Source organism: Acidibrevibacterium sp., assembly GCF_049965395.1.
Classification (GTDB): Bacteria; Pseudomonadota; Alphaproteobacteria; order Acetobacterales; family Acetobacteraceae; genus Acidibrevibacterium; species Acidibrevibacterium fodinaquatile.
The window spans coordinates 1-13,912 of sequence record NZ_JBMFWJ010000059.1 but is presented as its reverse complement, the minus strand read 5'-3'; the positions used below and the strand labels follow the sequence as shown (position 1 = coordinate 13,912).

Genomic DNA, 13,912 nt, shown 5'->3' with positions numbered 1-13,912 from the left:
ATTAACGAAACCTATACCGGAAACTGTCATCGTCGGCTATCAAAGCCTATAAAACCTTCTTTCGGCCATCCATGTCCGCAACCAGCCTCGACGACTCGAGCGCACTCGACTTGCTCCAGGTTCAAACCGCGATCCTCGGGGATCTGGCGGCTGGGTTTTCGGCTGATTTTCTCGCCGTTCGGATCTGCCATCTCGCGGAACAATACGTGCCGGGACGGATCGCGAGCATCATGGCGATGCGCGAGGATGGCCGGCTCGGCGTTTTCGCCGCCCCCAGTGCCCCGTCCGGGCTGATTGCCGCCCTCGATGGCGTGGCCCCGGGGGATCATGCCGGCTCCTGCGGGGTGGCCGCTTTCCACAACCGTCCGACCTATGTCGACGATGCCCAAAACGATCCTCGCTGGGCCGATCTCGCCGATGTCGCGCGAGATTTCGCCATCCGCTCGTGCTGGAGCTATCCGATCCGGCAGGGGGATCGTTTGATCGGCACCTTCGCCTTGACCGGCGGTGAGGGGGGTCTCCCCGATGCCCGCGCGCAGGCGTGGCTCGGAAACGCCGCGGCCATCGCCGGTAACATCCTGCAAGCCGCGCATCAGCAAACCCTGCAGCAACGCCAGAACCGGCGCTTGCAACGTCTGGCGCAGTTTCACGCCATGCTCGCCGAGGTCAACCAGCTCGCCGCCAGCCGGCCAGATCAAGCGACCTTTTATGCCGAAATCTGTCGCGTCGCCGTCACCAGTGGCGAAATACCGCTCGCTTGGATCGGTGTACCAGACGAGACGTCGCGCTTTCAGATTGTCGCAGCGAGCGGCGCGATCGGTTATCTCGACGAGATCGTCATCTCGAGCGACCCAGACCGGCCGGAAGGGCAAGGACCGGCCGGCACAGCCTGGCGCAGCGGGACGCCGGTGACGATCCAGAGCTTTGCCGTTGACGAACGCTACCGTCCTTGGCGGGCGCGCGCGCGCGTCTTCAAATTGGGGGCGGTGACGGCGCTGCCGCTCAGGGTCAAGGGACAGATACGGGCATTGCTTTCGCTCTATGCGCGGGAAGACGATATGCTCGACGAGGAATTCGCCTCTCTGCTCGGCGAACTCGCGTTCGATATCGGCCTAGCGCTCGAGGCGATCGAGCAGCAGCAAAGCGTCGAGCGCCTGCACGGCCTCTATAACGCCCTCCTCGCCGCGACCGACTCCCTCCTCCTGCAACGCGATGAGCAGGCGGTAATGAGGCGGACCTGCGAGCATCTCGCGACCTGTGGCCTGTTTGATGCGGTATGGATCGCGGGCATTGATCAGGATGGGTTGGTCCGGATGCGGGTCGGCCATGGGCACGGTGTGCATGTGCTTGACGGCATAGAAGTGCGTCTCGAATCGGAAAACGCGCCGTTGACGGTGCGCGCTTTGCGCTCGGGACGGCTGCATCATTGCAATAATTATTTCGCCGACCCCTCATTTGCGCCTTGGCATGGCTTTCTCGAAGAGCGCAACTGGGTTTCTGGCGCGGCGGCGCCGATTTTTCGTGGCGGCGCGGTTTATGCGGCCTTGGTGTTTAGCTCTCGCCTCGCCAATTGTTTCGACCAGGAGGTGCTCGATCTCATCGCCAAGGTCGCGCAACTCATTGGACATGGCTTGGACGAGATCGATCTCAAAGCCCGGCTCGAGTATGAGCGGCAACAGCAATTCCATCTCGCCCGCCACGACAGACTGACCGGCCTTCCCAATCGTCTGCAATTTGAGGAACATGTCCAGCGCGCGATTGCGCGCGCGCGGCGTCAGCGCGGCTTTCTTGCCATCGGCCTCCTCGATCTCGATGATTTCAAGCCGATCAATGATGTCTGGGGCCATGCCAGCGGGGACTTGCTGTTGCGCGAGCTTGCGACGCGTTTGCGCGCCTTGCTGCGCGAGAGCGATCTTCTCGCGCGCTTTGGCGGCGATGAATTCGTTCTTGCGATCGAGGGGCTGAACGAGATCAGCACGCTTACCGTCCTGCTCAACCGGTTGCAATCTTCGGTCGAAAAGCCCTTCGATCTCGGTGACGGGCTCAGCGTTTCCACGGCTTTCAGCCTCGGCATCGCGCTCTTTCCCGATGACGGCGACAATCCCGATCTCTTGCTCCGCCGTGCCGACGCGGCCCTTTATGTCGCCAAGGCGAACAAGGCGCGGCGGTCGCAATGGTGGCACCGCTGGAGCGCCGAAACCCTCGCGGAAAAGGAATTCCGGCTGACGCTGCCCGACCCTTACGGTCCAGAGGCGGCGCGTGTTCTCTCATCCTTGCCGCAGATCAAGGCGCTGCTGACCGAGGAGTTCGTCACCTATTTCTACCGCCATCTGGTGACACACCCCAAGGGCGAGACGCTTCTCGAGCATGTCAGCGAGCCGGAATTCGCCCATCTCAAACATAGACAATTACAGTCGCTCGACGGTCTGTTCGAGCCGACGATCAGCCGTGACGGTATTTTCGAAAAAGCGCAACATCTCGGGCATGTCTATGCCCTGACGAATGTCGAAAGCGCCGTGATCGCGCAGGGCGTCGGCATTTTTCAGACCCTGCTCGGCCAGAAACTGCTGCTCCAACCCCTGCGCGCGGAAGACCGGCAAGCGCTGCTGCAGATCGTCTGGGCGCGGCTTCAGGATATGATGGCGGCGCAAATCGCAGCCCATGAGCGAACCGTCGCCACCTATTTCACCTTCCTGTTGCGCTCTCCCGAGCGTGACGGCGGCCTCTGGGACAGCCGACTGTGGATCGATATCGCGCAGGCGCATGTGGAGGCGCTGGCGGGTCTGCCCGGCATCATCGTCGCGGAATTGCTGCGCCCCGACAGCAACGGCGTGTTCGAGATCGAGGTCAGCGGCGGCGCCGCGAAACACGGCATCCGGCCGATTTGGCGAGAGGATGGCCAATTGCCGCATCTCGATGACAGCGACCCGCGTGGTCGCGGCCTGTTGGCGACCGCCTGGCGTAGCCAGGAGATGCAAATTTGCCCCAATTATGCGACCGACCCAAGGGTTTTGCCCTGGCGCGCGGCGATGGCCGCGCTCGGCATCTGCAGCGCCGCGGTTTTGCCGGTCCAGGACATGCGCGGCCGGCCGGTCTTCGTGCTGGCATTGCTCGGCGCCTATCCCAGGCAATTCTCCTCGGTCTGGATGCGGCAATTCTGCACCGGGATCATGCAACGCCTCAGCCTGTTGTGGCAGCAGAGCGAACTGTTGTGGCAGCAGAGCGAAGCCGCGTCACGCGAGGTCGTTCCCGAAATGATCGCCGAGCGCTGGCGCGCGCGCCTATTTTCCGGCGGGTTGCAGATGCACTACCAGCCCCTGATCGATTTCCCGACCGGAAGACCCTATCAGGTCGAGGCGCTGGCGCGTCTTGTGCTCGAGGATGGTGACGTTTTGCTGCCGGGGCAATTTCTGTCGGCGCTCGGCGAAAGCGATCTCGATCTCGTGTTTCGCCTCGGTCTCGCGCAAGCGCTGCAGCGACTGCGCGAGTGGGATGCGGCGGGATTGTCGCTCAGTGTCTCGATCAACCTGCCGCCGGCGACCTTGCTGCGCCGCGAGTGCGCGCTTTGGGTGCGCGAGGCGCTGGCCGAGACCGGGATCGCCGCGCACCGTCTCTGTCTCGAGATTCTCGAAACCGGGCGCCTCGATCGCGACGAGGCGCAACGCGAAGCGACCTTGCAGCAGATCGCAGCACTCGGGGTCCGTTTCGCGATGGACGATCTCGGGTCGGGGTTCAGCTCGCTCCAGCGTCTGCGCATGCTGCCGTTCCATGCCGTGAAAATCGACCAAAGTCTGGTGCGCAACGCCCACCGTGATCCGATCCGGGTGCTTGGCTTCATCGGTGCGCTGGTGCAACTCGGGCGGGATCTCGAACTCGATGTGGTGCTCGAGGGGTTGGAGAGCGAGCCCTTGGTCGAGGCGGCAGCGATCCTGCGCGCCAAGGCGGGGCAGGGCTTCGCGTTCGCCAAACCGATGCCGGCGTCCATGGTGGTGGACTGGGCGAGAGATTTTACCCTGACCATCGATCGCTATGCCCCGCGCACGGCTCTCGGGGCGCTCGCCGCGCAATGGCGGTTCGCGCATGGCAGCGATCGCACCGTCATGTCCGCGGATCGCTGTGCGGTCGGCCGCTTCATCGCCGCGAGCGATCTCCTCGGCAGCGAGATCGACGCGTTGCATCGCAAGGCTCATGAAATCGCCCATCAGGAGGGGCTACACAGCGAGCGCTATCGCGCGCTGATGAGACAGCTGCAAGCAGCGTTGCTCGCTTTGATGGCAGCGCCGGACGCGGCGGGCTGATCGTCTCGTCGCCGGCGTCTCACCGTCGCGCGCGGAGCAGGAACACCGCCTGCTCGCCGAACAAATTGGCGAGCCACGGCGCCCGCCGCCATGGCGCCCGCCGCCCCGCATCATCAGCGGCGAGCCAACGCTCCACCGCATAACCGTCGGCGGCGCAGAGTTCGAAAAAATCGCGGATGGTGCAGGGATGGATGTTGGGCGTCTCATACCACATCCGGTCCCAGGTCGCGGTCATCGGCATCCGCCCCCGCGTGAGCAATTGCCAGCGCACCCGCCAATGGCCGAAATTGGGAAAGCTCACCACCGCGCGCGCGCCGATCCGCAGCATCTGGCGCAAGACCTCGCGCGGGCGCCCGACCGCCTGCAAGGTTCGTGACAACACGACATAGTCGAAGGCGCCATCAGGATAATGGGCGAGGTCGCTGTCGGCATTCCCCTGCATCACCGGCAAGCCATGCGCCACCGCCTGCGTCACTTCCCGCATGTCGATCTCGATGCCGCGCGCGTCACAGGCTTTGGTGTGAAAGAGATGCGCGATCAGCGTCCCCTCGCCGCAGCCGATATCGAGGACGCGGGTTTTGGGGGCGATCATGCCGGCGATCAGTTCGAGATCGACGCGCAGGTTTTTGGCGAGATGGCGCACCCGCGTCGCCGGCTCGGCCGCCGTCACGAGAGCCCCGCATGCTGGGCGCAGCCATCGAGAAAGCCGCGGAGCGCGCGATGAAAATCGGGTTCGTCGAGGAGAAACGCGTCATGGCCCTTGTCGGTCTCGATCTCGACGAAACTGACATTGGCGGCGACGCGGTTGAGGGCGCGCACGATGGCGCGGCTCTCGCTGGTCGGAAACAGCCAGTCGGAGCTGAAGGAAACCACGCAAAAGCGGGTTTTCGTCCCAGCGAACGCCTGTGCGAGATCGCCACCATGATCGGCGGCGAGGTCGAAATAATCCATCGCCCGGGTGATCGCGAGATAGGCGTTGGCATCGAACCGGCGCACGAAACTCGATCCCTGGTGCTGGAGATAGCTCTCGACCTCGAACACATCGGAATAGGGGCCGAGGACCGAGGCGCCGGCACGGAGGCGGCGGCCGAATTTGCGCGTCAAAGCCTGCTCGCTGAGATAGGTGATGTGCGCGACCATGCGCGCGACCGCGAGCCCGCGCGCCGGCACCCGCCCGCTCTGCCAATAGCGTCCGCCCTCCCAATCGGGATCGGCGAAGATCGCTTGCCGGCCGACCTCGTTGAAAGCGATATTCTGCGCCGAATGATAGGCGGCGGTCGCGATCGGGATGGCGGCGAAAACCTGCTCGGGGAACGTCGCCGCCCATTCCAGCACCTGCATCCCGCCCATCGACCCACCGATCACCGCAAACAGCCGCTCGATGCCGAGATGGGCGATCAGACGCTGTTGCGCGCGCACCATGTCGCGGATGGTAATGGCGGGAAAATCGGTGCCCCATAGCTGGCTTTCGTCATCATCTTTCGGACTGCGCGGCCCGCTCGATCCCATGCAGCCGCCGAGCACATTGGCGCAGATCACGAAATAGCGTTCGGTATCGACCGGCTGGCCCGGCCCGACCAGCATCTCCCACCAGCCCGGCTTGCCGGTCAGCGGATGCCGCTCGGCGACGTACTGATCGCCGGTCAGGGCATGGCAGACCAGAATGGCGTTGCTGCGCGCCGCATTGAGCGTGCCATAGCAGCGATAGGCGACGATGAGGCGCGGCAACGTGACGCCGCTATCGAGGGTGAGACCGTCCTCGAACACGACGTGCTGATGCGCGATCGCTTGCGGCGTCAAAACCTGCTTCACGCCCTCGTCCATAAGCGCGCACCCATCGTCGCGCAACCGCCGCGCCAGCAAGGGGGAAGCAGGGGTGTTTGCAGGCCCGGATGGTTCGGCTATCAGAGGGCGAAAGCAACGATCCGGAAACATGTCCTCAACCGATCCCCTTCCCCGCGCCGCGCCCGAGACCGAGGGCGCGCGCTTGCCGCCGCGAAGCCTCGAGGCGCTGCGTGCCGAACTCGACGCCATCGACGATGCCCTGCTTGCGGCCTTGCAGCGCCGCGCCGCCGTGGTCGCCGAGGTCGCGGCCCTGAAAAATGGTGGCGTCCCGCTTCGCCCCGGGCGCGAGGCGGCGATCCTCCGCCGCCTTCTCGGCAAGGCCGCCGGCGGCCCCTTGCCGCGTCAGGCGGTGGTCCGCGTCTGGCGCGAGATTTTGGCCGGCTCGCTCGCGCAGCAGGGCCATTTCGCGGTCGCCGTCGGTGAGCCGGGCGGCAGCCAGAAGGGCGCGATCAGCCTTCTCGCGCGCGAGCATTTCGGGGCGTTGACGCCGCTTCATCTCCACCGCAGCGCCTCGCAGGCGATCGGCGACGTCGCCGCCGGCATCGCCGCGGTCGTGGTGCTGCCGCTGCCGGCGGAAGAGGATGCCGGTAGCGCCTTGTGGTGGACGTCTCTCCTGCATCAGGACAGGATGTCGCCCGGCCGCGCCGAGGGGCGCGCCGACCTCGGCGGCGGGCGCATCCACATCATCGCCCGCCTGCCGTTCTGGGCGCCGCGGCCCGAGGGGGCGCCGCGCGCCGCAGCTTTCGTCGCCGCCGCCATTGCCCCCGATGCGAGCGGCGCCGATCGCACCCTGTTTGGCCTCGAATTCCCCGCCGAGACCAGCCGCGCCCGCCTCGCGAGCCAAATCGCCGCCGCCGGCCTCAGCGCCGGCACCATTCTGCTGCGCCGCGAGGGCGAGCAAAAAACCGCGCAGGCGCTGGTCGATCTTGCCGGTTTCATCGCGGAAGACGATCCCCGGCTTGCCGCCATCGAAGGGCTTTTGCGCCCCGCCGTGCGGCTCGGCGCCTATGCCGAGCCGTTTGAGGATGATCAGCCATGAGCACAGCGATGGGGCCGCGCCCACGCCCCGAAATTCTCACCATCGCCCCCTATATCGGCGGCGAATCCCATGTTCCGGGCGTCAACCGGGTGCTCAAGCTCTCCTCCAATGAGGGTGCGTTCGGCGCCCCGCCCGGCGCGCAGGCGGCCTATATCCGGCTCGCCTCCGAGATTTTCCGCTACCCCGACGGGGCCGCAAGCGATCTCCGCGCCGCGATCGGTGCCCGTTTCGGCCTCGATCCGGCGCGCATCGTCTGTGGCAATGGTTCGGATGATCTGATCTATCAGCTCGCTCTCTCCTATGGCGGCGCCGGCACCGAGCTGATCATGACCCGGCACGGGTTTTCCATGTATCATATCGCCGGTCGCTATGCCGGGATGCGCGTCATCAAGGTGCCCGAACGCAACCTCACCGCCGATGTCGATGCCATTCTCGCTGCCGTCTCGCCGGCAACGCGCCTCGTCTGCCTCGCCAACCCCAATAACCCGACCGGAAGCCTGCTGACCGCGCGCGAGATCGCACGCCTTCGCGCCGGTTTGCCGGCCGAGGTGCTGCTTTTGCTTGACGCCGCTTATGCCGAATACGTCACCCGCGCCGATTACGAGCCGGGTGCTGCCTTCGTCGACGCCGGCGACAATGTCGTGATGACGCGGACATTTTCGAAGATCTTCGGCCTGGGCGGGCTTCGTCTCGGCTGGGCCTATGCACCGCCTGCGGTGATCGATGTCATGAACCGGGTGCGCAACCCCTTCAACACCAATGCCGCGGCGCAGGCGGCGGCCATCGCGGCCCTGGCCGAGCCCGGCTGGGTGGAAAAAAGCCGCGCGCACAACACGCTTTGGCGCCAGCGCCTGGGGGACGCGTTGCGCGCGCTGGGCATCACCATCTGGCCGAGCGAGGGCAATTTCCTGCTCGCCGATTTCGCGACCCCTGAGCGTGCCACTGCGGCCAACGCCCATCTCCGCGAGCGAGGCATCATCGTCCGGCCGATGGGCGGCTATGACCTGCCGCACTGTCTGCGCATCACCATCGGCACGGCGGAGGAATGCGAGCTGGTTGCAGCGGCGCTTTCTGACTTCATGGCCGGCACGCCGCATGGCTGAGCCGGTTTTCCGCCGCCTCGCGCTGATCGGCGTTGGGCTGATCGGCAGTTCGATCGCGCGCCGCGCGCGCGCCGGCGGCGATCTCGCCGGTGAAATCATCGCCTGCGCGCAGAGTGCCGCAACCCGCGCGCGGGTGCGCGAACTCGGCCTTGCCGACCGTATCGAGGAAGATCCGGCGGCGGCGGTGGCAGGGGCCGATGGCGTCATGCTCTGCACGCCGGTCGGCACCTATGGCGCGATCGCGGCGGCCATGGCGCCGGCGCTCACGCCGGGGGCGATCGTGAGCGACGTCGGCTCGACCAAGCAATCGGTGCTCCGTGACGTCGCCCCGCATCTCCCCGCCGGCGTGCGTTTCGTCCCCGGTCACCCTTTGGCCGGCACCGAGCATTCCGGCCCCGATGCCGGGTTTGCGAGCTTGTTTGAGGGGCGCTGGACGATTTTGACGCCGCCGGCGGAGTGCGACCCCGCGGCGGTGGCACGGGTCAGCGAATTCTGGCGCCGCTGTGGCGCGATGGTCGAGACGATGGAGGCCGGGCATCACGACCGGGTGCTCGCGATCGTGAGCCATCTGCCGCATCTCATCGCTTTTACGATCTGCGGCACCGCCGACGATCTCGCCGATGAGAGCCGCAGTCAGGTGTTGAAATTCGCCGCCAGCGGCTTTCGCGATTTCACCCGCATCGCCGCCTCCGACCCGGTGATGTGGCGCGATGTGTTCTTGAACAACCGCGAGGCGCTGCTCGAGATGCTGGCGCGCTTCATGGAGGACGCGCAGGCGATGGCGCGCGCGGTGCGCTGGGCGGATGGCGCCTATATCGAGGACAAAGTCAAGCGCGGCCGCAAAATCCGCCAGAGCCTGATCGATCTCAATCAGGCGTGACGGCGCGGCAGGTGCGACGTCGTTAACCGACGCGGGGCGGCTGCATGACGTCGCGAAATTGCGGCGCATCGAGGGCATTGCGCGCGAGGGTCGCGAGAAAGCCGAGTGCCAGGGTTTGCGCTTGCGCGGCGATCGGTGTCGCGGGATCGAGGGCGACGGCGGTGGCGTTTTGCAGAGGCTGGCGATCACGCTCACGGCCGGAGGCGAGATCGTAGAGCAGCATATCGATATCGGCGAAGGCCGCGAGGTCGGTCACCGCGACGATTTCGAAGCGATGCAGCGTGAGGCGGAGCCCGAGCGTCGGCGCGGCGTCAAGCGCGAGTTCGCCGCGTTGCTCGAGACCTGCGGTGAAACGCTGCTGCACCAGCCGCGCGATCGGATAGGGCGCGGTCAGGGTTTCACGGAAGCTGCCATCGGTGCCGCGCACCTCGCCGAGCCAATCTGGCTTGGCGCGGCGGCGGTCGAGCACCTGCGGCAGGCCGATGGCGGCGTTGGCGGGGGGTGTCGGCGCCGTGCAGGCGGCGGCGAGCCATGGCACGAATAAAAGCGCGCGCCGCGAGCACGCGCCGAGGCGGCGGGATGCGGCGCCGTCAGGCGGCGCGGAGCGCGCTCGGCAGTCCGGCAATGGCCTGATCCACGAGCGCGCTGCCGGCCTCGGCGGTGAGATCGTGGGCGATCACGTCGCGCGCGGCGGTGATGGCGACGTCGGTGGTGGCGCGGCGCAGCTCGGCGAGGGCGGCCTTCTCGGCGGCAGCGATGCGCATATGGGCCATTTCCTCGCGGCGCTTCGCGTTGGCCTCGGCCTCCTCGCGAATCGCCTGGGCCAAGCGGGCTGCCTCGATTTCGGCTTTTTCGAGCAGCGCATTGGCTTCGGCCAGGGCGGTTTCGCGTTTGCGCGTCGCCTCGCGCAGCATATCCTCGGCCTCGCGGCGCAACCGCGCCGCTTCCTCGAGTTCATGGCGGATCGCGGCGGCGCGGGCATCGAGCATCGCCGTCAGCGCCGCGAACAAGCGCTTGCCGAACAGCGCGAAGAACAGCACGAAGGCGACCGCAACCCAGAAGGTTGGGCGCTCCCAGAAAATACCGCTCAGCGCTTCCCGTTCCATCAGAGGGTTCCTTCTCTCAGCCCGCCACCCGGCTGGCGAGCGCGCGGTCGACCGCGATGGCGACCGCGCCGGCATCGGGGGCGAAGCCGGCCAGGCGGGTGACCAGGATCGCCGCGGTTTCGCATGCGGCTTCGCGTAACGCGCCCTTCGCCGCCTGTTCGGCCGCGACGATACGCGCCTCGGCGGCATCAAGATCGGCTTTGAGCCGAGCCTCGAGGGCACTGGCATGGGCCAGGGCCTCGCGTTTTGCCCGCTCGGTCGCGCCGGCGATGGCCGCCCCCGCCTCGGCATGGGCATGGCGGGCCGCGGCATTCAGCTCGGCGATGGCGTCATCGGCGGTTTTTTTGGCGGCATGGGCGGCATCGAGATCGTCCTTGATCCTCCGTGCCCGCTCGGCCAGCACTGAGGCGACGCGCGGCAGCCCCCATTGGGCGAGCAGCACATAAAGCGCCAAGAAGATGATGGCGAGCCACACCACCTGGCTGATCAGCAGCTTGTTGGCAAAGTCGAGCTGCGGCATGCCCTTTTCCGCCGCCTGAGCGAAGGCGGGAAAAGCGACCAAAGGTAGCGAGGCGGCAAGACGGCGTGGCATCATGTCTTCCATCACATCCCCCGCCGGCACAGACGCCGGCGGTTTTTGGCGGTTGCGGTCGCGGCCGGAGGCTCAGGCGAACAGGATGAGGAAGGCGATGAGGAGCGCAAACAGCGCCACCGCTTCCGTCAGCGCGAAGCCGAGAATGCCGATGCCGAACACCTGATCGCGCGAGGCCGGATTGCGGGCAACACTGCTGACCAGCGAGGAGAAAATGTTGCCAATGCCGATGCCGACCCCGGCGAGCGCGATGACGGCGATACCGGCCCCGAGGGCTTTGGCTGCGTTGACGTCCATGATGTGGTCCTTTCCGTTGACGAGATTGGGGGGAATGCCTGCCGGGCGGGCTTAGTGCAGATGCACCGCGTCATGCAGGTAGATGCAGGTAAGGATGGCGAACACATAGGCTTGCAGGAACGCCACCAGAAGCTCGAACCCCATCAGCGCGATATTGAGCGCGAGCGGGCCGAGCGCGACCGCGTAGCCAAGCGCGCCGAGCGCGCCGGCGAGCATCAGCATAAAGCTCGCGAACACCTCGAACATCACGTGCCCGGCGGTCATGTTGGCGAAAAGACGAATGGAGAGCGAAACCGGGCGCGAGAGATAGGACAGGATTTCGATCGGGATGATCAGCGGCGCGAGCAGTTTCGGCGCGCCGGCCGGGAAGAAATAGGTGAAGAAATGCCAGCCATGGATACGGAGCGCAACCAGCGTCACCAAAACGATGACCAAAACCGCGAGTGCGCCCGTGACCATGATATGGCTGGTGAAGGTGAAGAAATAGGGAAACAGGCCGAGCAGATTGCCCATCAGGATGAAGGTGAATAGCGTGAAGATAAAGGGGAAAAAGCGCTTTCCCTCCGCCCCGATCTGATCGAGGCACATGGAATAGATGAAATCATAAAGATATTCGGCCAGGGCCTGCAGCCGGCCGGGGACGATGGCGCGCGGCTTCATGCCGAAATAGAGCAGCCCGAGAATGATCGCACCGGCGAGCAGCATGATTTCGTTGGCGTTGGTGAAATTCACCGCGCCACCGACCTCGCCGAGGCCATGACTGAGGCGGAACTGCCCCAGAGCGTCGATCGCTGAACCTTCTGCCGCCAAGACCGTCTTCCCTCTCCAGACCAGCCGCGCGGGCCGATCGCGTCACCAAACCGCGAGCCACGTTAGCCTCTAGCGTCGGCCGCGCGGGCCGACCAGACGCCAGACATTCATCACCCCAGCCGCCCCGCCGAGCGGCACGAAAACCGCGAGAAACAGCGGCCTCGTATGCAGCCAGCGATCCAGCCAATAGCCGATGGCGACCGCGACTGCGAGCGCCGAAGCCAATTCCACGCCGACCCTGAGGCCCAAGGCAAGGGCGTTGGGCGGCAAATCCGTGCCTTGCGACGAGGCGGCTGGCCGATCGAGCCCCTGGCGCTCGCGGGCCGCGGCCAGCCGCGCCTCGAATGACGCCGCGCCGCGCTCCTCATCCTCGCCGGCCTGATCTTCGTCCATGCGCTCCTCGCTCGGCGGCGGGTTCCACCGGAAGGCAGGCGCTTGCTAGAGGCCAGGGGCGATCTCGTCAAGAATGCTTGAAGCGCATCTTGCCATGAGCGGCCATCTTTCGCACCATCACTCGCTTAGTCGGGAGGACATCATGGCCGGAATGGTGCTGTATTCGGAAACGCTCTACCCCGACGATGCGGTGGAGCGCGGGATTTTCGGCCCTGACATCCGTGTGGTGTTTGCCGGTGCGGCGCGGATCGCGGAGATCCCCGACACCCTCGCGGCGGAAGCCGAAGGGTTGATGATTTTTCGCCATTTTCTGACCGGCGACGACCTCGCGCGGTTTCCCCGCCTGCGCGCCGTTGTGCGCATGGGGGTCGGCTATGATCGGCTCGACCGCGCCGCCTGCGCCCGCCGCGGCATTCTGGTCTGCAATGTTCCCGATTACGGCACCACCGAGGTCGCCGATCACGCGATGGCGCTGGCCTTGGCGCTCCGCCGCGGCCTGCTGCTCCACCACGCAGCGCAGCGTGCCGCGCCGCCGGCCGCCTGGACCTATCTCGACCATCCCTTGATCCGACGAAACGACACGCTCACCTTTGGAATTCTCGGTCTCGGCCGCATCGGCACCGCGGTCGCGCTGCGCGCCAAGGCGTTCGGCGCCCGCGTCATCGCCTATGACCCGTATCAGCCCAATGGCGTCGAGCGCGCGCTCGGCATCGCGCGGGCGCGAAGCCTCGAGGATCTGCTCGCCGTCGCCGACACGCTTTCGCTCCACACCCCGCTCACGCCCGAGACGCTGGGGATGATCGGGGCGGCGGAACTCGCGAAGCTGCCGCGTGGCGCGGTGGTGGTGAACACGGCGCGCGGGCCGATTCTCGATATCGAGGCGCTGGCGGCGGCGATGCAGTCCGGGCATATCGCCGGCGCCGGCCTCGACGTGCTGCCCACCGAGCCGCCGGTCGAGCCGGTGCCGACGCTGCTTGCCGCCTATCGCGCGCGCGCGCCCTGGGTGGAGGGGCGGCTGATCATCACCCCGCATTCGGCGTTCCATACGCCGGAAGCCTGGCAGGATATCCGCGTCAAATCAGCGGAAACCATGCGCGCCGCCCTCCTCGGCCCGCGTCCGCAGAATGTGATCACGCCGGAGATGTTCTAAGCCAAGCAAGGGCGTCGCTGACATAGCCCATCAGATCGCGGCCGGCGACGCGCGGGAAATTTTGCTTTCCATTAGCCTTCATTTGTGATCTTTTGCTTGCTAAGCAACGTGTTTTTCCGCGATCAACCGACGCCGGCGAACCTCTCATGCGGTGGGCATGCGCTTCGGTCAACTCGATATCATGCTTGGGGGGAGTGTCGATGTCGACGGGCGGAATGATAGTCATTGCCATCGTCGTGGTGGTGGTTGTGGTCGCTGTTTTTCGGCTGTTTTCGTCCTCGCGAGGGGCGGAGCCGGCTGCCGCCCCGATGCCGGCGCCGGTGCCACGTAGCCCAAGCATGCCGATCACCAAGGTCATGGTCGGCGAATCGCTGGTCGGCGACGGCAACGAGGTCGCGC

At 66.1% G+C, this 13,912-nt stretch carries 14 protein-coding genes; 5 read left to right on the top strand and 9 right to left on the bottom strand.

Going from position 1 to position 13,912, the window contains the following annotated elements:
- Nucleotides 1–110: 110 nt before the first annotated feature.
- A complete protein-coding gene (locus ACP5M5_RS13125) occupies nt 111–4,298 on the top strand; it encodes a GAF domain-containing protein (RefSeq protein WP_427938056.1) in 4,188 nt (1,395 codons plus the stop codon).
- A 19-nt stretch (nt 4,299–4,317) separates the two neighbouring features.
- Here the strand turns inward: ACP5M5_RS13125 and metW are convergent, their stop codons facing one another.
- Both metW and metX read right to left on the bottom strand, forming a co-directional pair.
- A complete protein-coding gene (gene metW, locus ACP5M5_RS13120; protein ID WP_114913897.1) occupies nt 4,318–4,920 on the bottom strand; it encodes a methionine biosynthesis protein MetW in 603 nt (200 codons plus the stop codon).
- A 44-nt stretch (nt 4,921–4,964) separates the two neighbouring features.
- The gene (gene metX, locus ACP5M5_RS13115) at nt 4,965–6,122 is read right to left on the bottom strand and encodes a homoserine O-acetyltransferase MetX (protein ID WP_427938054.1); all 1,158 of its coding nucleotides are present in this window, start codon (nt 6,120–6,122) and stop codon (nt 4,965–4,967) included.
- Nucleotides 6,123–6,231: 109 nt separating this feature from the next.
- On the opposite strand from metX, the gene ACP5M5_RS13110 reads away from it, so the two are divergent.
- From ACP5M5_RS13110 to ACP5M5_RS13100, 3 genes are read left to right on the top strand one after another with little or no spacing between them, the layout of a single operon-like run.
- On the top strand, nt 6,232–7,182 hold the full coding sequence (locus ACP5M5_RS13110; RefSeq protein ID WP_427938052.1) for a chorismate mutase: 951 nt from the start codon (nt 6,232–6,234) through the stop codon (nt 7,180–7,182).
- A complete protein-coding gene (gene hisC / locus ACP5M5_RS13105; protein ID WP_427938050.1) occupies nt 7,179–8,285 on the top strand; it encodes a histidinol-phosphate transaminase in 1,107 nt (368 codons plus the stop codon). The genes ACP5M5_RS13110 and hisC overlap by 4 nt, the downstream gene beginning before the upstream one ends.
- On the top strand, nt 8,278–9,165 hold the full coding sequence (locus ACP5M5_RS13100; protein ID WP_427938047.1) for a prephenate/arogenate dehydrogenase family protein: 888 nt from the start codon (nt 8,278–8,280) through the stop codon (nt 9,163–9,165). Before hisC ends, ACP5M5_RS13100 begins: the two co-directional genes overlap by 8 nt.
- Nucleotides 9,166–9,187: 22 nt before the next feature.
- Here the strand turns inward: ACP5M5_RS13100 and ACP5M5_RS13095 are convergent, their stop codons facing one another.
- From ACP5M5_RS13095 to ACP5M5_RS13070, 6 genes are all read right to left on the bottom strand, one after another.
- On the bottom strand, nt 9,188–9,703 hold the full coding sequence (locus ACP5M5_RS13095; protein ID WP_427938045.1) for a hypothetical protein: 516 nt from the start codon (nt 9,701–9,703) through the stop codon (nt 9,188–9,190).
- A gap of 52 nt (nt 9,704–9,755) precedes the next feature.
- Nucleotides 9,756–10,271 (bottom strand): F0F1 ATP synthase subunit B, encoded by a 516-nt coding sequence (locus ACP5M5_RS13090; RefSeq protein WP_427938044.1) that lies wholly within the window; start codon nt 10,269–10,271, stop codon nt 9,756–9,758.
- Between the two features lie 16 nt (nt 10,272–10,287).
- Nucleotides 10,288–10,866, bottom strand: coding sequence for a F0F1 ATP synthase subunit B' (locus ACP5M5_RS13085; RefSeq protein ID WP_427938041.1), 579 nt, complete (start codon nt 10,864–10,866; stop codon nt 10,288–10,290).
- Nucleotides 10,867–10,935: 69 nt separating this feature from the next.
- Entirely contained in the window at nt 10,936–11,160 is a 225-nt protein-coding gene (locus ACP5M5_RS13080; RefSeq protein WP_114912850.1) for an ATP synthase subunit C family protein, read from the bottom strand.
- A gap of 51 nt (nt 11,161–11,211) precedes the next feature.
- Nucleotides 11,212–11,970: a F0F1 ATP synthase subunit A gene (locus tag ACP5M5_RS13075; RefSeq protein ID WP_427938039.1), complete on the bottom strand. Its 759-nt coding sequence runs from the start codon at nt 11,968–11,970 to the stop codon at nt 11,212–11,214.
- A gap of 69 nt (nt 11,971–12,039) precedes the next feature.
- The gene (locus ACP5M5_RS13070) at nt 12,040–12,363 is read right to left on the bottom strand and encodes an AtpZ/AtpI family protein (protein ID WP_427938037.1); all 324 of its coding nucleotides are present in this window, start codon (nt 12,361–12,363) and stop codon (nt 12,040–12,042) included.
- Between the two features lie 142 nt (nt 12,364–12,505).
- On the opposite strand from ACP5M5_RS13070, the gene ACP5M5_RS13065 reads away from it, so the two are divergent.
- Nucleotides 12,506–13,513: a C-terminal binding protein gene (locus ACP5M5_RS13065; RefSeq protein ID WP_427938034.1), complete on the top strand. Its 1,008-nt coding sequence runs from the start codon at nt 12,506–12,508 to the stop codon at nt 13,511–13,513.
- Here the strand turns inward: ACP5M5_RS13065 and ACP5M5_RS13060 are convergent.
- A partial coding sequence (locus tag ACP5M5_RS13060; protein WP_427938033.1) for a hypothetical protein occupies nt 13,494–13,912 on the bottom strand: 419 nt, incomplete at its 5' end. The two genes, ACP5M5_RS13065 and ACP5M5_RS13060, sit on opposite strands and share 20 nt — an antisense overlap.